16 protein-coding genes are annotated in these 19,166 nt (G+C 70.5%); 5 read left to right on the forward strand and 11 right to left on the reverse strand.

Annotation, left to right across the window (positions count from 1 at the left end):
- Window positions 1-112: 112 nt before the first annotated feature.
- Window positions 113-370, forward strand: coding sequence for a zinc finger protein (locus ACIA5G_RS15780; protein WP_395923624.1), 258 nt, complete (start codon window positions 113-115; stop codon window positions 368-370).
- A 40-nt stretch (window positions 371-410) separates the two neighbouring features.
- Window positions 411-1,769, forward strand: coding sequence for a purine-cytosine permease family protein (locus ACIA5G_RS15785; RefSeq protein WP_395923625.1), 1,359 nt, complete (start codon window positions 411-413; stop codon window positions 1,767-1,769).
- On the opposite strand, the gene ACIA5G_RS15790 is transcribed toward ACIA5G_RS15785, so the two are convergent.
- The 11 genes from ACIA5G_RS15790 to ACIA5G_RS15840 form a co-directional block, all read right to left on the reverse strand.
- Complete coding sequence (locus ACIA5G_RS15790; protein ID WP_395923626.1) at window positions 1,748-2,227, reverse strand: hypothetical protein; 480 nt, start codon at window positions 2,225-2,227, stop codon at window positions 1,748-1,750. The genes ACIA5G_RS15785 and ACIA5G_RS15790 overlap by 22 nt on opposite strands.
- A gap of 127 nt (window positions 2,228-2,354) precedes the next feature.
- Window positions 2,355-4,136 (reverse strand): murein biosynthesis integral membrane protein MurJ, encoded by a 1,782-nt coding sequence (murJ, locus tag ACIA5G_RS15795; RefSeq protein ID WP_395923627.1) that lies wholly within the window; start codon window positions 4,134-4,136, stop codon window positions 2,355-2,357.
- 100 nt (window positions 4,137-4,236) lie between these two features.
- A complete protein-coding gene (locus tag ACIA5G_RS15800) occupies window positions 4,237-4,494 on the reverse strand; it encodes a hypothetical protein (RefSeq protein WP_395923628.1) in 258 nt (85 codons plus the stop codon).
- Window positions 4,495-4,577: 83 nt separating this feature from the next.
- Window positions 4,578-5,189: a TetR/AcrR family transcriptional regulator gene (locus ACIA5G_RS15805; RefSeq protein ID WP_395923629.1), complete on the reverse strand. Its 612-nt coding sequence runs from the start codon at window positions 5,187-5,189 to the stop codon at window positions 4,578-4,580.
- Window positions 5,186-6,019 (reverse strand): SDR family oxidoreductase, encoded by an 834-nt coding sequence (locus ACIA5G_RS15810; RefSeq protein ID WP_395923630.1) that lies wholly within the window; start codon window positions 6,017-6,019, stop codon window positions 5,186-5,188. Before ACIA5G_RS15810 ends, ACIA5G_RS15805 begins: the two co-directional genes overlap by 4 nt.
- Before the next feature lie 8 nt (window positions 6,020-6,027).
- Window positions 6,028-7,194: an acyl-CoA dehydrogenase family protein gene (locus ACIA5G_RS15815; protein WP_395923631.1), complete on the reverse strand. Its 1,167-nt coding sequence runs from the start codon at window positions 7,192-7,194 to the stop codon at window positions 6,028-6,030.
- Window positions 7,191-9,140 carry an acetyl/propionyl/methylcrotonyl-CoA carboxylase subunit alpha gene (locus tag ACIA5G_RS15820; protein ID WP_395923632.1) on the reverse strand — a complete coding sequence of 650 codons (1,950 nt, stop codon included), beginning with the start codon at window positions 9,138-9,140 and terminating at the stop codon, window positions 7,191-7,193. The genes ACIA5G_RS15815 and ACIA5G_RS15820 overlap by 4 nt, the downstream gene beginning before the upstream one ends.
- 7 nt (window positions 9,141-9,147) lie before the next feature.
- A complete protein-coding gene (locus tag ACIA5G_RS15825) occupies window positions 9,148-10,746 on the reverse strand; it encodes an acyl-CoA carboxylase subunit beta (RefSeq protein ID WP_395923633.1) in 1,599 nt (532 codons plus the stop codon).
- On the reverse strand, window positions 10,743-11,891 hold the full coding sequence (locus ACIA5G_RS15830; RefSeq protein WP_395923634.1) for an acyl-CoA dehydrogenase family protein: 1,149 nt from the start codon (window positions 11,889-11,891) through the stop codon (window positions 10,743-10,745). The genes ACIA5G_RS15825 and ACIA5G_RS15830 overlap by 4 nt, the downstream gene beginning before the upstream one ends.
- Window positions 11,888-13,576 carry an acyclic terpene utilization AtuA family protein gene (locus tag ACIA5G_RS15835; RefSeq protein WP_395923635.1) on the reverse strand — a complete coding sequence of 563 codons (1,689 nt, stop codon included), beginning with the start codon at window positions 13,574-13,576 and terminating at the stop codon, window positions 11,888-11,890. Before ACIA5G_RS15835 ends, ACIA5G_RS15830 begins: the two co-directional genes overlap by 4 nt.
- Entirely contained in the window at window positions 13,573-14,364 is a 792-nt protein-coding gene (locus ACIA5G_RS15840) for a TIGR03084 family metal-binding protein (protein ID WP_395923636.1), read from the reverse strand. The genes ACIA5G_RS15835 and ACIA5G_RS15840 overlap by 4 nt, the downstream gene beginning before the upstream one ends.
- A 140-nt stretch (window positions 14,365-14,504) precedes the next feature.
- Here ACIA5G_RS15840 and ACIA5G_RS15845 point away from each other — a divergent pair, with 140 nt between their 5' ends.
- From ACIA5G_RS15845 to ACIA5G_RS15855, 3 genes are all read left to right on the forward strand, one after another.
- Window positions 14,505-15,335, forward strand: a complete 831-nt coding sequence (locus ACIA5G_RS15845) for an enoyl-CoA hydratase-related protein (RefSeq protein ID WP_395923637.1) — start codon at window positions 14,505-14,507, stop codon at window positions 15,333-15,335.
- Window positions 15,332-15,934, forward strand: coding sequence for an acetoacetate decarboxylase family protein (locus ACIA5G_RS15850; RefSeq protein WP_395923638.1), 603 nt, complete (start codon window positions 15,332-15,334; stop codon window positions 15,932-15,934). The genes ACIA5G_RS15845 and ACIA5G_RS15850 overlap by 4 nt, the downstream gene beginning before the upstream one ends.
- Before the next feature lie 291 nt (window positions 15,935-16,225).
- On the forward strand, window positions 16,226-19,165 hold the full coding sequence (locus ACIA5G_RS15855; protein ID WP_395923639.1) for a ribonucleoside-diphosphate reductase subunit alpha: 2,940 nt from the start codon (window positions 16,226-16,228) through the stop codon (window positions 19,163-19,165).
- The last annotated feature ends 1 nt before the right edge of the window (window position 19,166 follow it).

Genomic DNA, 19,166 nt, shown 5'->3' on the forward strand with positions numbered 1-19,166 from the left:
ACGTGGTTCCGAAGTCCCATGAGCTGCGGTTTTCTCGAAGGATGACCTCGGATGACCAACGATCTGCGCCCAGCCGAACCGGCTCGACGACCCACGGCCGAGGAGGGTGGCGATGCCGCTGAACGTTCTGCTCGATCTCGACCGCCTTCACCTCGTCGCCCGAGGTGAGCGCCATCGAGCCGCGCTCGTCCGCGTGCCCCACCCCGGCGATGCGGTCACCATGCTTTGCGGCTACACCGATCTCGTCGAATACGCCGACCGAACGGCCGACTTCGTCGGCATCCGGACCTGCTGGCCCTGCGACCTGGCTCACCGACGGCAGCTCAGGCTGCACGTCCCACCGACCCATCCCGGCGCAGGCCGCCGTTGACTGTCACACCGGCGCAATCTTCGTCACCTACCGTCTTCGCATGACGAGCACCGAAGCGGCCGGGTACGGCGACAAACTCGCGGCCGTCGAGCCCGGCGGGGTCGAACCCGTCGCCGGCGCCGATCGGCACGGCGCACCGCGGCAACTGGCCTGGACCTGGGCCTCCCCGAACCTCGAGTTCGCCACGATCTTCGTCGGTGTCCTCGCCGTCACCGCGTTCGGGCTTTCCTTCTGGCAGGCCGCGCTCGCCGCGGTCATCGGGAACGGGCTCGGCGCCCTCGCGCACGGCGTTCTGAGCGCGCGCGGACCGCGTTACGGGGTGCCGCAGATGGTCCTCGGGCGCGCCGCCTTCGGGTATCGCGGGAACCTGCTGCCCGCCGCGCTGATGTCGGTGATGGCCGGGGTCGGCTGGTTCGCCGTCAACAGCGTCAGCGGCGCCTTCGCGCTCACCAGCCTCACCGGGCTGCCGGTGCTCGCCTGTCTTGTGCTCGTCGTCGCGCTGCAGATCGTCATCGCCTTCTTCGGGCACAACCTCGTCCAGGCGTACGAAAAGTACGTCTTCGCCGTGCTCGCCGTGGTGTTCGCCGCCGCGAGCGTCGTCATCTTCACGAAGGCCGGTCCGACGGCGAACACCGGCAGCTCCGGCGGGTTCCTCCTCGCCGTCGGCACCGCGTTCGGCTACACCGCGGGCTGGAACCCCTACGCCGCCGACTACACGCGCTACCTGCCGAAGACCGCGTCGAAACGCGCGATCGGCCTCTATGCCGGCAGCGGCCTGTTCCTCTCGACCACCGTCCTGATGCTCGTCGGCGCCGCTTCGACGACCATCGCCGGCCCGGCCGACGCCAACCCGGCGACGGCGTTCACCGGGCACCTGCCCGGTTTCCTGGCCGCCGCGACCCTGCTGGCGATCACGCTCGGCGCGGTCGCCGCGAACGTCCTCAACGTCTACTCGGGAGCGCTCGCCTTCCTCGCCCTCGGCGTCCGGCTGCCGCTGGCCTGGCGCCGCGCCGTGGTCGCGCTCGCCTTCGGCGCGGTGGGGTTCGTGCTGGCCTGGCTCGGGCTCGCCGACGCCGGCCACGCCTACGAGAACTTCCTGCTGGTCATCGCCTACTGGATCGGCCCGTGGCTCGGTGTGCTGCTGGCCGACCACCACCTGCGCCGCGGCGCCGACTTCGGCGAACTGCTCGCCGATCGGAGTCACCGCAACGTCGCCGGCTTCACGGCGTTCCTCGTCGGCCTGGTCGTGTCCGTCGGCCTGTTCGCCAACCAGGCGCTCTACACCGCGCCGATCCCGAAAGCGGTGCCCGGCCTCGGCGACCTCACCTTCGCCGCCGGGTTCGTGCTCGCCGCCGGGACCTACCTGCTGCTACGCCGTCAGCGCACCGGGGTGCCGTGATCGCGGCAGCCGTACGGGTAACACCGGTAGTAGTCCGTTGTGGACGGTGGGGCGGGCACGGTGGTGGACGGCGGCGGCAGCTCGACCGTCACCGTCGGCGTGGGGGTGGGTGTCTGGCGTGCGTGCATGACCACCGGGGACGGCGTGGTCGTCCGTGTCGGCGCCGCGACCGCACTCGACGACGGGACGGCGGTGGCCGGCTGCAGCTGCGGGAACTGCGTGGAGCCCGGGACGGGGTCCGGCCGCGTCGCCAGCGCGAGCACCAGCCCGCCCAGCACCACGAGCACCGCCGAAGCCAGGGCGAACCGGCCGCCCGAACCACGCGGCTCGGGTGCGGTGCCGCGCCGGGCGGCCGCCTCGGCCGCCCGCGACCCGGGTTTCCGCGGGCGCGCCCCGGCCTGCCGCAGCAGTTCGTCGACCGTGACCCGATCCCGCCGCCTGCGCGCACTGCGCGTCATGCACGACCTCCACCCCATCGCTGATCCCGGTGGATCCTAGGAAGCCGCGCCGGAATTGTAAACGCGCTGATCGCAGCGCTCTCGTTACCGTTTCGAGACATCCGGATCGGGTTCCCGGCCGTAGTCGTCAACGAGGCGCGAACCGCCGCAGGAGGGTGCCCACGCGCCGGGTCACCGGGGTGAACTCCGGCAGCTTCAGCAGCGCCAGCAACCCGAACGGCACGGCCATCCCGAGCAAGGTCTGGACCGGCAGTTTCACCCAGGCGGCGGGGATCGTGCCGAGCGAGCCGGGCACGGCGTACCCGGCGAGCACCGCGGCCCCGACACCGAGGGCGCTGGCCCCGAGGGTGATCAGCCCGACCCGCAGCGACCGCTTGCTGCGCAGGTGCCCGAGCCGGACCCACAGCCAGACCTGGCCGAGCACCGCGCCGACGACGAACCCGGCGCCGTTCACGAGCATCACGCCGTAGACGATGTGCTCACCGTCGAGCAGCCCGCGGCAGAGGATCAGCAGCGGGATCTTCACCGCGGTCATCACCAGCATGATCAGCGTGGGCGTGCGGGCGTCCTTCATCGCGTAGAACACCCGCAGCTGCAACATCACCAGCGCGAACGGCAGCAGCCCGACGGCGGAGACGGCCAGCGTCTGGCCGAGCCGCTCGGCGTCGTCCAGGGTGCCGCGGCCCCAGGTGAAGATCGTGATGCCGACCGGCGTGCCGACCACCGCCAGCACCGCGGAGATCGGCAGGAAGAGCACCGTGGAGATGCGGGAGGCGAGCGAAAGGTCGCCGACCAGGCTCGCGGTGTCGCCGTCCGCGGCGGCGCGGCTCATCCGCGGCATCAGCGCGGTCAGCAGCGAGACGCCGAGGATGCCGTACGGCAGCTGGAAGAGCAGGGACGCGTAGCTGTAGGCGGTGACCCCGCCGCTGGTGCCGCCGGTCAGCACGCGGGTGGTGACGACGAACCCGACGTGGCTCACCACGACGTACCCGAGGATCCACGCGGCCAGCCCGCCGAACTCCTTGATCCGCGGGTCGAAACCCCAGCGCCAGCGGAACCGGAACCCGGTGCGCAGCAGCGCGGGGATCAGCACCATCGCCTGCACGATGATGCCGAGCGTGGTGCCGAGGCCGAGCACGAGCAGCTTCGGGTCGCTCATCCGGACCGGGTCGAGGGTCAGCTCCCCCGGCACCACCGCGAACACGACGAGCGTGCCGGTGACGACGACGTTGTTCAGCACCGGCGCCCAGGCCGGCGGGCCGAAGACGTTCTGGGCGTTGAGGATCGCCGACAGCAGCGCGAAGAGGCCGTAGAACAGGATCTGCGGCAGCAGCAGGTACGCCAGGGCGGTGGTGAGCCCCGGGTTCGCCTCCGCTGACGATTTGTCGACGTAGAGCGACGTGAACAGCGGCGCGATCGCCACCGCGACGGCCGTGCCGACGGTGAGCAGCACCAGCGCCATCGTGATCAGCCGCTGCGTGTAGGCGCGGCCGCCGTCCGGGTCGTCCTGGGAGCGCACCAGCAGCGGCACCACGACACTGGCCAGCACACCGCCGAAGAGCAGCTCGAACACGATGTTGGGCAGGGTGTTCGCAACGGTGAAGGAGTCGTTGACCACGCCGGTCCCGACCACGGCGGCTAGCAGCAGCTTCGCGACGAAGCCGGTGATCCGGCTGACGGTCGAGGCGACGGCCATCCGGCCGCTGGAGCGGGCCAGCGACGAGCCGGCGCCTTCACCACGGCCGGCGCTGACGGGCGAGGCGGGCGGCCGGGCGACGATCTGGGTGGCGAACTCGTCGTAGGGCCGCCGGGAGACGTCGAGGTCGCGAGTGGGCCAGTGGGGGCCGCGCAGCTCGCTGGGGAGGAAGACCGTCGCCTCGTCGTCCACCGGTGGTGGGGGTTCCGCCATGGGCTCAAGACTGCCAGGTCAGGGCCTCGGGCGGGAGCACCGCCCGGCACCGAACGTGCGAGCGAAGCCGCGACGCTCCGTAAAGGCGGGGAGACGGCGCTCAGGCGGCGAGGGAGATGTCCAGCGCGGCGCGGCCGGCCTCGGTGAGCTCGGCGGGCACGCGGCCGACGGCCTTCTCGGCGGCGGCGCGGATGTAGCCGCCATGGGCCAGCGCGTGGGCGGTCATCTGATCGCAGCACGCGAATCCGTCGACGAAGAGGTCCGGTTCGCAGCTGACCGACATCTGCGCTCGGCCCGCTGCCACCGCCTTCAGCATCGCCATCGCGCGGTGGTTGAGCTCGACATCGGAACCGGACACCGGACTGCCTTCCTACTTGAACCGCTTACTACGAGTCATCGTCCATTGGACCAAGTGTGTTACCAATGCCACTAGGACGTTTACTAGACCTCGCCGGTTCCGGCCAGTCGGAGCTCCAGGCTGCGGGCCCACTCGCGGACGATCTGCCGCCGGCGCCGTGTGTCGTCGGTCAGCAGGTTCGCCAGGCCCAGGCCACGGGCCAGATCGAGGGTGGCCTGGACCAGCTCGCGCACACCCGGGCGGGCCTCGTCGACGCCGAGCAGTTCGACGGTCACCCGGTGCGCCTCCCGCCCGACCCGGGCTTCCAGCGGCACGAGCACGTCACGCAGCGCTTCGTCGGTCGCGGCGACCGCCCAGAGCTGCAGCGCGGCGCGGAACAGCGGCCCGGTGTAGAGGTTCAGCACCATCTCGACCACCCGCTCGATGCGCGACGACCCGCTCGGCAGGTCGGCGGCCTGGGCACGCAGTTCGTCGATCTGCGCCTCGCCGAGGAGGTCCACCGCCGCCGCGACGAGGTCCTCGCGGGTCGGGAAGTGGTGTTGCGCGGCGCCCCGGGAGACACCCGCGCGTTCGGCGATCACGGCCACCGTGACGCCGTGCCAGCCGCGCTCGCCGAAGCTGTCGAGCGCGGCCTCGATCAGCCGCCGCCGCGTGGTGCGGCTGCGTTCCTGCTGGGGTTCGCGGACGCCGGTCAAGCCGGGTCGACCCAGAAGTCGAGCTGGAGGTCCTCCTCAGAGCCGCCGATGCGGTACTTCGAGAAGTCCGTGACGCCTTCCGCGCGCAGCACCTCGTCGTCGAGGAAGAAGTTCCCGGTGGCCGCACCGCTCGGCTTGGTGAGGATGGCGTACGCGGCGTCGGCCATGATCTCCGGCGTCCGGCTGCGGTCGGCCAGCTCGGCGCCGACGACGTTGCGGATCGCCGCGGTGTCGATCGTGGTGCGCGGCCACAGCGAGTTGACCGCGACGCCGTCCCTTTTCAGTTCCGCGGCCAGGCCGACGGTCACCAGGCTCATCGAGTACTTCGCGATGCTGTAGGCGAGGTGCCCGGCGGTGAACCACTTCTCGTCGAGGCTGATCGGCGGCGACAGCGTGAGGATGTGCGCGTTGGCCGAGACCCGCAGGTGCGGGATGGCCAGCTTCGACAGCAGGAACGTGCCGCGCGCGTTGATGTCCTGCATCAGGTCGTAACGCTTCATGCTGACCTGCTCGGTCGGCGTCAGGTCGATCGCGCTGGCGTTGTTCACCACGATGTCGATGCCGCCGAACTGCTCGACGGTCTTCGCCACCGCCGCGGCCACACCTTCGTCGTCGCGGACGTCCCCGAGGATCGGCAGCGCGTGCCCGCCGGCCTTCTCGATGGCCTCCGCGGCGGTGTAGATCGTGCCGGGCAGCTTCGGGTGCGGTTCGGCGGTCTTGGCCAGCAGCGCCACGTTGGCGCCGTCCTTCGCCGCCCGCAGCGCGATCGCCTCACCGATGCCGCGGCTGCCGCCGGACATGATGATGGTCTTGCCGTCCAAAGTAGACATGTCGCCTCCTAGTAGGACTTGGGCAGGCCGAGGCTGTGCTGGCCGACGAAGTTGAGCACCATCTCGCGGCTGACCGGCGCGATCCGGCCCAGCCGGACGGCGGTGACCAGCGTGCCGAGGCCGTACTCGGTGGCCAGGCCGTTACCGCCGTGCGTCTGGACGGCCTGGTCGGTCGCGCGGATGGCGACCTCGGCGGCGGCGTACTTGGCCATGTTGGCCGACTCTCCCGCGCCGAAGTCGTCGCCCGAGTCGTAGAGCGACGCCGCCTTCTGCGTCATCAGCTTGGCCAGTTCCAGCTCGACCTTGATCTCGGCCAGCGGGTGCGCGAGGCCCTGGTGGGCGCCGATCGGGGTGCCCCAGACCTGGCGCTGGTTGGCGTAGGAGACGGCCTTGGCCAGCGCGTACCGGGCGATGCCGAGGGAGAACGACGCGCCCATGATGCGTTCCGGGTTGAGCCCGGCGAACAGCTGCGCGATCGCCGCGTCCTCCTCACCGACGAGCGCCTCGGCCGGGAGCTTGACGTCGTCGAGGAACAGCGAGAACTGGTCTTCCGGCGCGATGATGTCCATCGGGATCTTGGTGTACTCGAACCCGGGCGTGCCGGTCGGCAGGACGAACAGCGCGGGCTTGAGCTTGCCCGTCCTGGAGTCCTCCATGCGGCCGACCACGAGCACCGCGTCCGCCTCGTCGACGCCGGAGATGTAGACCTTGCGTCCACTGAGGACCCAGCCGTCACCGTCGCGCTTGGCGGTGGTGGTGATCTTGTGCGAGTTCGACCCGGCGTCCGGCTCGGTGATGGCGAAGACCATCCGCTTGGTGCCGTCGGCGATGCCGGGCAGCCACTGCTTCTTCTGCTCTTCGGTGCCGAACCGCGAAATCACGGTGCCGCAGATCGCCGGCGAGACGACCATGAGCAGCAACGGCGAACCCGCGGCGGCCAGCTCCTCGAGGACCGCGGCGAGGTCGGCGATGCCCGCGCCCCCGCCGCCGTACTCCTCGGGGATGTTGACACCGAGGTAGCCCAGGCGGCCGGCTTCGTCCCACAGCTCGTGGGTCTTCTCGTCGGCGCGGGCCTTGCGCGCGTAGTACTCGTGCCCGTACTTGGCGCCGAGCTCGGCGACGGCCTTGCGGAGCGCGATCCGCTCTTCCGGCTCGATGAAGTTCATCGCGTTCATTCTGCTTCTCCCACCACCGCGAGGATCGTGCCCACTTCGACCTGCTGTCCGACCGTGACCGGCAGTTCCGCCACCACACCGTCGGCGGGGGCGGCGATCCGGTGTTCCATCTTCATCGCCTCGAGCCACAGCAGCGGGTCGCCGGCCTTGACCGGGTCCCCGGCCTGGACGGCGAGCCGGACGACGGTGCCCGGCATCGGCGCGACCAGCGAGCCCGCGGCCAGCGCCGCGTCCGGGTCGGCGAACCGCGGCTCGGCCTTGAGCGCGACCGCGCCGAGCGCGGAGTCCACGTAGGACACTCCGTCGTGCCGGGCGACGTCGAAGGTGCGCCGCACCCCGGCGACGTCCAGGACGACCCGGCCGGGCTCGGCCGTGACCAGTTCGGCGTGGTGGCCCTCGGCTTTCAGCCCGTCCCGCGTGAGCGAATAGACGACCTCGTGCTCGCGGTCGCCCGCGGTGAAGACCTTGCGCTGCCCGGCCGAGCGGACGTTGCGCCAGCCGCTGGGCAGCCTGCCCTGGGTGGTCGCCGACGCCCGGTTGCCTGCCGCGTCCGCCAGGGCGGCGGCGAGGGCCGAGACGCGCTCGGTGTCCACAGTGGCCAGCGGTGCGGCCAGGGTGTCCAAGCCGTGCCGGTCGAAGAACGCCGTGTCCGTCTCACCGGCCAGGAAGGCTTCGTGGCGGAGGATGTTCACCAGCAGGTCGCGGTTGGTGACCACACCGTGGATCTTCGACGCTGCCAGGGCCTTCGCGAGCCGCCTCGCAGCCTCGGCTCGGGTCGGCGCCCAGGTGATCACCTTGGCGAGCATCGGGTCGTAGTGGACGCCCACCACGGAACCGCTCTCGAAGCCGGAGTCCAGCCTGAGCCCGGCGCCTTCGGTGAACTCACGGTCCACATCCGGCACCTCGAAGGTGTGCAGCGTCCCGCTCTGCGGCTGCCAGTTCTCGGCCGGATCCTCGGCGTACAGCCGGACCTCGATCGAATGGCCAACGGTCGGCGGCGGGTCGGCGGGCAGCCGTTCCCCGTCGGCGACGCGCAGCTGCAGCGCGACCAGGTCCAGGCCGGTGACGTTCTCGGTGACCGGGTGCTCGACCTGCAGCCGGGTGTTCATCTCCAGGAAGTAGAAGCGACCGTCGGGCCCGGCGAGGAACTCGACCGTGCCCGCGCCAACGTAGTCGATCGCCTGGGCTGCCTTGCGCGCGGCGTCGAACAGCTCCGCACGCATGGCGTCGTCGACGAACGGCGACGGCGCCTCCTCGACGACCTTCTGGTGGCGGCGCTGGATCGAGCACTCCCGCTCCCCCACCGCCCACACCGTGCCGTGCCGGTCGGCCATGACCTGGACCTCGATGTGCCGCCCGGTCTCCAAGTACCGCTCGCAGAACACCGTCGGGTCGCCGAACGCCGACCCGGCCTCCGCGCTGGCACCTTCCACCGCCTCGGTCAGCTCGTCCAGCGAGCGGACCACACGCATTCCGCGGCCACCACCCCCGGCAGATGCCTTGACCAGCAGCGGAAGATCGGCCTCGGTGACCGAAGCCGGGTCCAGTTCGGACAGCACCGGGACACCCGCGGCGGCCATCAGCCGCTTGGACTCCACTTTGGAGCCCATGGTCTCGATGGCTTCCGGCGGCGGCCCGACCCAGGTCAGCCCGGCGTCGAGGACGGCACGCGCGAACGCGGCGTTCTCGGACAGGAACCCGTAGCCGGGGTGGACGGCGTCGGCGCCGGTGTCGGCCGCGGCCTTCACCAGCAGCTCGGCCCGCAAGTACGTCTCGGACGGCGCGTTGCCCGGCAGCCGGACGGCCGCGTCGGCTTCCAGCGCGTGGGGCGCGGCGGCATCGGCGTCGGAGAACACCGCGACCGTGCCGATCCCGGCGTCGCGGCAGGTGCGGAAGACGCGGCGGGCGATCTCGCCGCGGTTGGCGACCAGCAGGTTCTGGATCATCGCTCACTCACATCCGGAAGACGCCGAAGCCCTCGGCGCCCTTCACTGGTCCATTGTGGATCGCGGACAGGCTCAGCCCCAGCACGGTGCGGGTGTCGCGCGGGTCGATGATGCCGTCGTCGTAGAGCATGCCGGAGAGGAACATCGGCATCGACTCGGCTTCGATCTGGCCTTCCACCATGGCGCGCATGGCCTTGTCGTTGTCCTCGTTGTACTCCTGGCCGCGGCTTTCGGCGGCCGCGCGGGCCACGATCGACAGCACGCCGGCCAGCTGAGCCGGGCCCATCACCGCGGACTTCGCGCTCGGCCAGGCGAACAGGAAGCGGGGGTCGTAGGCGCGGCCGCACATCCCGTAGTGTCCGGCGCCGTAGGACGCTCCCATGAGGACGGACAGGTGCGGCACCTTGGAGTTCGACACGGCGTTGATCATCATCGCGCCGTGCTTGATGATGCCGCTCTGCTCGTACTCCTTGCCGACCATGTACCCGGTCGTGTTGTGCAGGAAGACCAGTGGGGTGTGGATCTGGTTGGCCAGCTGGATGAACTGCGCGGCCTTCTGCGACTCCTCGCCGAACAGCACACCCTGGGCGTTGGCGAGCACGCCGACCGGGTAGCCGTGGATGCTCGCCCAGCCGGTCACGAGCGAAGAGCCGTAGAGCGGCTTGAACTCGTCGAAGTCGGAGCCGTCGACAACCCGGGCGATCACCTCGCGCGGGTCGAACGGCACTTTGAGGTCGGTCGGCACGATGCCGAGCAGGTCCTCGGTGTCGTAGAGCGGCTCGGCGTAGTCCGGCTTGGGCGTTGGGCCCTGTTTGGTCCAGTTGAGCCGCTTGATGATGTTGCGGCCCAACCGGATCGCGTCCTGCTCGTCGACGGCCAGGTAGTCGGCCAAGCCCGAGGTGCGGGCGTGCATCTCGGCGCCGCCGAGCGACTCGTCGTCGGACTCCTCACCGGTCGCCATCTTGACCAGCGGCGGCCCGCCGAGGAACACCTTCGCGCGTTCCTTGACCATCACGACGTAGTCCGACATGCCGGGCAGGTACGCCCCGCCGGCGGTGGAGTTGCCGAAGACCAGCGCGACCGTCGGGCAGCCCGCGGCCGAGGCCCGCGTGATGTCCCGGAAGATCCGGCCACCCGGGATGAAGATCTCCTTCTGCGTCGGCAGGTCCGCGCCGCCCGACTCGACGAGGTTGATCGACGGCAGCCGGTTCTGCGCGGCGATGTCGGCGGCCCGGAAGCTCTTCTTGGTGGTCCACGGGTTGCTGGCGCCACCCTTGACCGTCGGGTCGCTCGCCGAGATCAGGCACTCGACGCCTTCGACGACCCCGATCCCGGTCACCAGGCTCGCGCCGACGCGGTAGTCGGTGCCCCAGGCGGCCAGCGGCGAGAGCTCCAGGAACGGCGAGTCCTCGTCGAGCAGCAGCTCGATCCGTTCGCGGGCCAGGAGCTTGCCGCGCTTGCGGTGCCGCTCGACGTACTTCTCACCTCCGCCGGCCACGGCCTTGGCCTGCTCGGCGTTGATCTCGGCGAGCTTCTCCAGCATCGCCTCGCGGTTGGCGCCGAACTCGGCGGCCCGCGTGTCCACTGTGGACCTCAGAGCGGTCATGAGGTGTATCCCAATCGCTTCGCGGCCAGGCCGGTGAGGATCTCGTTGGTGCCGCCGCCGATGCCGAGGATCCGGACGTCGCGGTAGTGCCGCTCCACTTCGGCCTCGCGCATGTAGCCGAGTCCGCCGTGCAGCTGGACGGCCTCGTTGACCACCCATTCGGCGGCCTCGACGGCGGTGTTCTTGGCAAAACACGCCTCGGCGATGACCTCCTCACCCGACACGTGCCGGATCGCGGCCTGCCGGGCGTAGGTGCGCGCGACGTCGGTCTTGCGCGCCATCTCGGTCAGCTTGTGCTGCACGACCTGCCGTGAGATGAGCGGACGGCCGAACGTCTCGCGCAGCCGGCACCAGTCCAGCGTCAGGTCGAGCGCGCGCTGGGCGTGGGAGTACGCCTGCACCGCCAGCGAAAGCCGTTCGGTGACGAACTGGGTGGCCACCTGCGCGAACCCGCTGTTCTCGGCGCCGACGAGGTTCTCGACCGGCACCCGGACGTCCACGTAGGACAGTTCGGCGGTGTCGGAGCAGAGCCAGCCCATCTTCTCCAGCTTGCGGGAGACGGTGAACCCGGGCGTCCCGCGTTCGACGACGATCAGCGAAAGTCCGTGTGCACCGTCGCCGCCGGTGCGCACGACCGTCGTCACGAAGTCCGCGCGGCAGCCGGAGGTGATGTAGGTCTTCGCGCCGTTGATGACGTATTCGTCACCCTCGCGCACCGCCGTCGTCCGGATCCCGGCGACGTCCGAACCGCCGTCCGGCTCGGTGACGGCCAGCGAACCGATCTTGTCCCCGGCGAGGGTCGGACGCACCCACCGCTCGATCTGGACCGGGTCGGCGGCCTCGGCGATGTGCGGGACGGCGATGCCGCAGGTGAACAGCGACGCGAACAGCCCGCCGGACCCGCCCGCGTAGTGCATCTCCTCGGCGACGACGAGCGCGTCGAGGTAGTTGCCGTCACCCCCGCCGATCTCCTCGGGGAACGCGACACCGAGCAGGCCCAGGTCCCCGGCCTTGCGGTGCAGGTCGCGCGGCAGTTCCCCGGCGCGTTCCCAGTCGTCGAGGTGCGGCAGGACCTCCTGCTCGACGAACCGGCGCACGGTCTTGCGCAGCTCGGCCCGCTCGGGCGTCCGGAAGGGATCGGTCACAGGAGCACCTCGGGGATGTCGATTTCGCGGGACCGCAACCACTCGCCGAAGGCCTTGGCCTGCGGGTCGAACCGGGCCTGCGAGGCGACACCCTGACCGAGGATGCCTTCGACGACGAAGTTCAGCGCCCGCAGGTTCGGGAGCAGGGAGCGCGTCACCGGCAGGTCGGCGGTCTCGGGCAGCAGCAGCTTGAACTCGGCGACGGTCAACCGGTGGGCGAGCCACCGCCACGCCTGGTCCGACCGCACCCAGACACCGAGGTTGGCGTTGCCGCCCTTGTCACCACTGCGCGCGCCGATGACACGACCGAGCGGCGCCCGCCGCACCGGCCCGTGGTCGAGCGGCTCGGGCAGCGCGGGCTCGTCCACATCGGACAGCTCCAGGGTGGACGTGGCTGGCGCTATGTCGACTCGCATGCCGTCCGGCAGCACGGCGACGTGCGGCACCTGGCCGGCGTCCACATAGGCCGCGGTGTAGACGCCGTAGGGCGAGGCGTCCGAGGGCGGCGCGGTGACGTGGAAGCCGGGGTAGCTGGCCAGCGCGAGTTCGACCGCGGCGCCGGTGAACGCGCGGCCCGCCACCTTGGGGTCGGCGTCCTTGACGGCGACGTGCAGCAACGCGCTCGCGGTCTGCTCGGTGTCGGCGTCGGTGTGGTCCGTCCGGGCCAGCGTCCAGCGGACGTCGGCGGGCGGCCGGGCCTTGAGCGCGCCTTCGAGTTGTTCACGCACCAGCGCGGCTTTCGCCTCGATGTCGAGTCCGGTGAGGACGAACGTCGTCTCGTTGCGGAAGCCGCCCAAGGTGTTCAGCGCAACCTTCAGCGTCGGCGGCGGGGCTTCACCGCGGACTCCGGAGATGCGGACGCGGTCGGGCCCTTCTTCGCTGAGGGACAGCGTGTCGAACCGGGTCGTGACGTCCGGCCCGGCGTAGCGCGCGCCGGTGATTTCGTACAGCAGCTGCGCGGTGACCGTGCCGGCGTTGACCACTCCCCCGGTGCCCGGGTGCTTGGTGATGACGCTGGAGCCGTCGGCCTCGATCTCGGCGATCGGGAAACCCGGCACGCCCAGGGAATGCTCGGTGAAGAAGGCGTAGTTGCCGCCGGTGGCCTGGGCGCCGCACTCGATGACGTGCCCGGCCGCAACCGCGCCGGCGAGGGCGTCGTAGTCGTCGCGCGCCCAGCCGTAGTGCGCGGCGGCCGGGCCGACGATCACGGACGCGTCGGTGACCCGCCCGGTGACCACCACGTCGGCGCCCGCGTTCAGGCACTCCGCGATGCCCCACGCGCCGAGATAAGCGTTGGCCGTCAACGGTTTCCCGAAATCCAGCTCGTCGGCGCGGGCGACCAGGTCGTCGCCCTCGACGTGCGCGATCTTGACGTCGAGGCCGAGCTTGTCGGCCAGTTCGCGCAGCGCGTCCGCGAGCCCCGCCGGGTTGAGCCCACCGGCGTTGGCGACGATCTTGACGTTGTTCTCGCGCGCCAGCTCGAGGTTCTCCTCCATCTGGCGCAGGAACGTCTTGGCGTAACCCCGGTTCGGGTCCTTCATCCGGTCGCGGCCGAGGATGAGCATGGTCAGCTCGGCGAGGTAGTCGCCGGTCAGGACGTCGAGCGGCCCGCCGGTGAGCATCTCGCGGACGGCGGAGAAGCGGTCGCCGTAGAACCCGGACGCGTTGCCGATGCGGTAGGTCATGCGAACTGCCCCGGTTTCCGGCCTTCCCCGGGAGGCCCGGCGAACGCCTGCGCGACGGTCAGCCACTCCTCGACGTCGACGCCGTGCGCGACCAGGTCGGTGTCGGCCGGGTGCCGCCGCTGGGTGACGACCAGGCAGAAGCCGACGGCGCTGCCGGTGAGCTTCTGCTCCGCGTCCTCGGGCCCGAACGCCCAGGTGGTGCCGTCCGGCGCGGCCAGCTCCACGCGGAACTCTTCGGCCGGCGGAGCGAGCGAGTTGACCTTGTAGGCGAAGTCGCGGGTGCGCGTGCCGAAGCGCGCGATGTGCCAGAGCCTCGCCGTCGGTTCGCGGGTCAGCCCGAGCGCGTCGAAGACGTCCTGGCCGTGCGCCCAGGTCTCCATCAGCCGCGCGGTCACCATCGACGCCGCGCTCATCGGCGGCCCGTACCAGGGCAGCTTCTGCCCGTCCGGCACCGCGGCGAGGGCCTCGGCCAGCCGTGCCCGCCCGGTCCGCCAGCGTTCGAGCAGCTCGCGAGGCGGCTGCTCGGCACCTTCGGCGGCACCGTCGTCGACGTAGTGCTCGCCGCCCTTGAGCAGCTCTTCGACCTCGGCCTGCCAGTCCTCCGGATGGGCCGCCGCGATCAGGGCCTTTTCATCGGTCCAGGCCAGATGGGCGATCTGGTGCGCGATGGTCCACCCCTCGGCGGGCGTCGCGCGCACCCAGTCGGACGCGGGCAGGTTCGCCACCACGTCGTCGATCGTCCGTGTCTCCGCGTCGAGATCCCCGAGGATCACGCCGAGGTCCGCCATCGCCGCCTCCTTGCGTCCTGCCGCCCAGGGTGGCACCGGCCGGCAGAAAAATCAAGCACGCCTGATTGTTTTGGCCCGGACGCTGCGGACGCACTATTGACATCTTGCCAGTAGTGCCGGACTGCAATAGTTTCGTCGGCATGGCCGAGACCACCTACGCCGTCGCGGACCGGATCGCCACGGTGACGCTGAACCGCCCCGAGGCGCGCAACGGCTACACGATCCGGATGGCCGACGAGCTCGGCGCGGCGATGGACCGCGCCGATCGTGACGAGGACGTCCGCGTGGTGGTGCTGACCGGCGCGGGCAAGGACTTCTGCGTCGGCGCCGACCTGTCGCAGGGCGGCTTCGACTTCGACCCGGAGACCGGGCCGGACGCGGCCTGGCAGGAGCCCGCCGGCCGGTGCTCGAAGCGGATCTTCACGATGAACAAGCCGGTGATCGCGGCCCTGCACGGCGCGGCGGTCGGCGCCGGCAGCACCATCACCCTCCCCTGCGACTACCGGCTCGCCTCGGAGGACTCCCGGTTCGGCTTCGTCTTCACCCGCCGCGGCATCTACCCCGAAGGCGCGTCGGCGTGGTTCCTCCCGCGGCTCGTCGGGATGGGCACCGCGCTGGACTGGATGATCAGCGGCCGCGTCTTCCCCGCGGCGGAGGCATTGGAAAAGGGCCTGGTGCACCAGGTCTTCCCCACCGGAACCGTGCTCGACGAGGCCTACAAGCTGGCCGGCGAGATCATCAAGAACACCGCGCCGGTCTCCGTCGCGGTCACCCGCCAGCTGCTCTACCGGATGGCGAGCGCCGATTCGCCGTTCCCGGTGCACGAACTCGACTCGAAGCTGATCGGCGGCCTGGGCGCCAACCCGGACGCCGTCGAAGGGGTCATGTCGTTCCTGCAGAAGCGGCCGCCGTCGTGGGGCCTGCGGGTGGACAAGGACCTGCCCGACTACCTGCCCTGGCTGGAGAAATGAGCATCTACCCGCCGCAGCCCTGGAACCTCGTCGCGGACGCCCGCGTGTCGGTCTGGCGCGTCCCGGCAGCCGACCTGCCCGAGCTGCCGGCCGAGCCGCTGCTCGTCGCGGGGCACGCATCGGTGTTCACGGCGTGGATCGACTACACCCCGCCGGGGCAGCTGGCCTACCACGAGCTGCTGGCCGCGACGGCGGTCAAGGGCCGCCGGGTGTCGTGCTCGATCAGCGAGATCTGGGTCGACAGCGAGGTCTCCCTGGCGGGCGGCCGCGAGCTGTGGGGCATCCCGAAGGACCTGGCGACACTCGACTTCACCGGCGACCGCACGTTCACGGCGACGGCGGCCACGGCGGACGACTGGATCGCCACGGCCGCGTTCCGCCGTCGTGGCGGGCTTCCGCTGCGCGTGCCGACCGTCTTCGAGGTTGCGCAGTTGCTCGACGGCACGCTCCTGCGGACGCCGGTTTCGGCGAAGATCAGCCCGCGGGCCGCGGCGGCGGACTGGAGCTTCAACCCGGCGGGCCCGCTCGGCTACCTCAGCGGACGGCGGCCGGTGACGAGCCTCGAGCTGCCCGCCTCCCAGCTGCGCTTCGGCGCCTGAGCGCAGCCACGAGGCCCGGAAACCTACCCCCTCAGCGCCCGGTCCCGCGGCCTGAGCAGCACCTCTGGGTGATCACGTAACCCGGCAGGGTGAGCCCGCGACACGCCACCCCTTGGGGCCCGTGCGGTCGATCACCCCTACATGTAGTCTCTGGTGACCGGCAGGGCCCAGCGACGGGGAGACCGCTGCAGAGAACTGCCGGGCAGCTTTGAAGAACCTGCAGCACACGGCCTTGTGCGGCCGTGTGGCGATCCGACGCGCCCATTTTCCGAGAGCACAGTGGAGACACGCATGTCAGTCGAAACCGGTCAGCGGCCGCCCGCCGCCGCCGACACCCCCACCGCGATCCGGGTCATCCGGCGGGACGGCAGCGTGTCGCCGTTCGACGCCGGGAAGATCTCGGTCGCGCTGACGAAGGCGTTCCTCGCGGTCGAGGGCGGCGACGCCGCCGCGTCCTCCCGCGTGCACCACGTCGTCGCCGAGCTGACCCAGCAGGTGGAGACCACCCTGCTGCGTCACGCCGGGCCCGAGACGGCCCTGCACATCGAGCAGATCCAGGACATCGTCGAGCTCGCGCTGATGCGCGGCGAGCACCACAAGGTCGCCCGCGCCTACGTCCTTTACCGCGACGAGCGCATGAAGGCCCGCGAGGCCGTCAAGCCGGCCACCACCGAGGTCGCGCTGAACGTCAAGGGTGTCGACGGCGTGCTGCGCCCGCTCGACTGGGCCCGCGTTTCCCACGTCGTGGGCGAGGCCGTCGCCGGGCTCGAGGACGTCACCGCCGAGCCGGTGCTGGCCGAGGCCAAGCGCAACCTCTACGATGGCATCAGCGCCGACGAGCTGGCCCTGGCCCAGATCATGGCCGCCCGCGTGCTGGTCGAGCAGGAGCCGAACTACTCCTACGTCTCCGCCCGCCTGCTGCTGGACAAGCTGCGCGGCGAGGCCCTGAGCTACCTGGCGAAGAAGCCGCGCCTGGCCAGCCAGGACGAGATGGCCGTCGAGTACCCCGCGTACTTCCGCGCCTACCTGCGCCGCGCGGTCGAGCTGGAGCTGGTCGACGGCGAGCTGCTGTCGTTCGACCTCGACAAGATCACCGCGGCCATCGAGGCCAAGCGTGACCTCGACTTCGGCTTCCTCGGCCTGCAGACGCTGTACGACCGGTACTTCCAGCACCACAACGGCACCCGCTTCGAGCTGCCGCAGGCCTTCTTCATGCGCGTCGCGATGGGCCTGGCGATCCGGGAAGACGACCGCGAAGCCCGCGCCATCGAGTTCTACGAGCTGCTCTCGACGTTCCACTTCATGGCGTCCACCCCGACGCTGTTCAACTCGGGCACCACCCGCGCGCAGCTGTCGTCCTGCTTCCTGACCACGGTGGACGACGACCTGGACTCGATCTTCCAGGCGTACAAGAACAACGCGCTGCTGGCCAAGTACTCGGGCGGCCTCGGCAACGACTGGACCCCGGTCCGCGGCCTCGGCGCGCACATCAAGGGCACCAACGGCCAGTCGCAGGGTGTCGTGCCGTTCCTCAAGATCGCCAACGACACCGCCGTCGCGGTCAACCAGGGCGGCAAGCGCAAGGGCGCGGCCTGCGCGTACCTCGAGACCTGGCACGTGGACATCGAGGAGTTCCTCGACCTGCGCAAGAACACCGGTGACGACCGCCGGCGCACACACGACATGAACACCGCGAACTGGGTGCCGGACGAGTTCCTGCGCCGTGTCGAGGCCGACGCGCAGTGGACGCTGTTCTCGCCGAACGAGACGCCCGACCTGCACGACCTCTACGGCAACGCGTTCGCCGAGCGCTACCGCGAGTACGAGGCCGCCGCCGACCGCGGCGAGATCAAGGTGTTCCGCCGGATCCGCGCGGTGGAGCTGTGGCGCCGCATGCTGACCATGCTGTTCGAGACCGGCCACCCGTGGATCACCTTCAAGGACCCGTGCAACCTGCGCTCGCCGCAGCAGCACGTCGGCGTGGTGCACTCGTCCAACCTGTGCACCGAGATCACGCTGAACACCAACAGCGAAGAGGTCGCGGTCTGCAACCTCGGCTCGGTGAACCTGCTCAAGCACGTCACCCCCGAGGGCCTGGACACCCAGCGCCTCGAGAAGACCGTGCGCACGGCCGTCCGCATGCTGGACAACGTGATCGACATCAACTTCTACACGATCCCGGAGGCGCGCCGCTCCAACCTGCGCCACCGCCCGGTGGGCCTGGGCATCATGGGCTTCCAGGACGCGCTGTTCGAGATCGGCGTCCCGTTCGCTTCCGACGAAGCCGTGAAGTTCGCGGACGTCTCCATGGAGCACCTCTCCTACTACGCGATCTCGGCGTCGACCGACCTCGCCGAGGAGCGCGGGCAGTACCAGTCGTTCGAGGGATCGCTCTGGAGCAAGGGCATCCTGCCGATCGACTCGCTGCAGCTGCTCATCGACGCCCGCCAGGGTGACGGCCTCGACGTCGACACCTCCACGACGCTCGACTGGGCGCCGTTGCGTGAGCGCGTCAAGACCGTCGGCATGCGCAACTCCAACGTGATGGCGATCGCGCCGACCGCGACGATCTCCAACATCTCGGGGGTCGGCCAGTCGATCGAGCCGCTGTTCCAGAACCTGTTCGTCAAGTCGAACATGTCCGGCGACTTCACCGTGGTCAACCCGCACCTGGTCCGCTCGCTCAAGGCGCGCGGGCTGTGGGACGAGGTCATGGTCAGCGACCTCAAGTACTTCGACGGCAGCCTCGGCCAGATCGACCGGGTGCCGGACGACCTGAAGGCGCTGTACGCGACCGCGTTCGAGATCGAGTCGAAGTGGATCGTCGACGCCGGTTCGGTGCGCCAGAAGTGGATCGACCAGGCGCAGTCGCTGAACCTGTACATCGCGGCGCCGAGCGGCCGCAAGCTCGACGAGCTGTACCGCTACGCGTGGCACAAGGGCCTCAAGACCACGTACTACCTGCGGGCGCGGTCCGCGACGCACGTGGAGAAGAGCACCCTGCGCGGCACCGACGGCAAGCTGAACGCCGTCTCGGCCACCCCGGCTCCCGCAGCTCCGGCGGCGGCTCCGGCCCCCGCGCCGGCGCCCGCCGCCGCGGTTCCGGCCGTGCCGGTGACCCCGGCTCCGAAGCCGGAGTCCAAGGAACTGCCGAAGACCGACGTCGACTTCGTCGCCACCGAAGGCGCCGCCTGCCGCATCGACGACCCCGACTGCGAAGCCTGCCAGTAAG

It is taken from the genome of Amycolatopsis sp. NPDC051758 (assembly GCF_044453095.1).
GTDB lineage: Bacteria > Actinomycetota > Actinomycetes > Mycobacteriales > Pseudonocardiaceae > Amycolatopsis.

Coding starts and splice junctions, on each gene's coding strand:
- ACIA5G_RS15780 (WP_395923624.1), top strand. CDS start 113: ATGCCGCTGAACGTTCTGCTCGATCTCGACCGCCTTCACCTCGTCGCC.
- ACIA5G_RS15785 (WP_395923625.1), top strand. CDS start 411: ATGACGAGCACCGAAGCGGCCGGGTACGGCGACAAACTCGCGGCCGTC.
- ACIA5G_RS15790 (WP_395923626.1), bottom strand. CDS start 2,227: ATGACGCGCAGTGCGCGCAGGCGGCGGGATCGGGTCACGGTCGACGAA.
- murJ (WP_395923627.1), bottom strand. CDS start 4,136: ATGGCGGAACCCCCACCACCGGTGGACGACGAGGCGACGGTCTTCCTC.
- ACIA5G_RS15810 (WP_395923630.1), bottom strand. CDS start 6,019: ATGTCTACTTTGGACGGCAAGACCATCATCATGTCCGGCGGCAGCCGC.
- ACIA5G_RS15815 (WP_395923631.1), bottom strand. CDS start 7,194: ATGAACGCGATGAACTTCATCGAGCCGGAAGAGCGGATCGCGCTCCGC.
- ACIA5G_RS15820 (WP_395923632.1), bottom strand. CDS start 9,140: ATGATCCAGAACCTGCTGGTCGCCAACCGCGGCGAGATCGCCCGCCGC.
- ACIA5G_RS15825 (WP_395923633.1), bottom strand. CDS start 10,746: ATGACCGCTCTGAGGTCCACAGTGGACACGCGGGCCGCCGAGTTCGGC.
- ACIA5G_RS15835 (WP_395923635.1), bottom strand. CDS start 13,576: ATGACCTACCGCATCGGCAACGCGTCCGGGTTCTACGGCGACCGCTTC.
- ACIA5G_RS15840 (WP_395923636.1), bottom strand. CDS start 14,364: ATGGCGGACCTCGGCGTGATCCTCGGGGATCTCGACGCGGAGACACGG.
- ACIA5G_RS15845 (WP_395923637.1), top strand. CDS start 14,505: ATGGCCGAGACCACCTACGCCGTCGCGGACCGGATCGCCACGGTGACG.
- ACIA5G_RS15850 (WP_395923638.1), top strand. CDS start 15,332: ATGAGCATCTACCCGCCGCAGCCCTGGAACCTCGTCGCGGACGCCCGC.
- ACIA5G_RS15855 (WP_395923639.1), top strand. CDS start 16,226: ATGTCAGTCGAAACCGGTCAGCGGCCGCCCGCCGCCGCCGACACCCCC.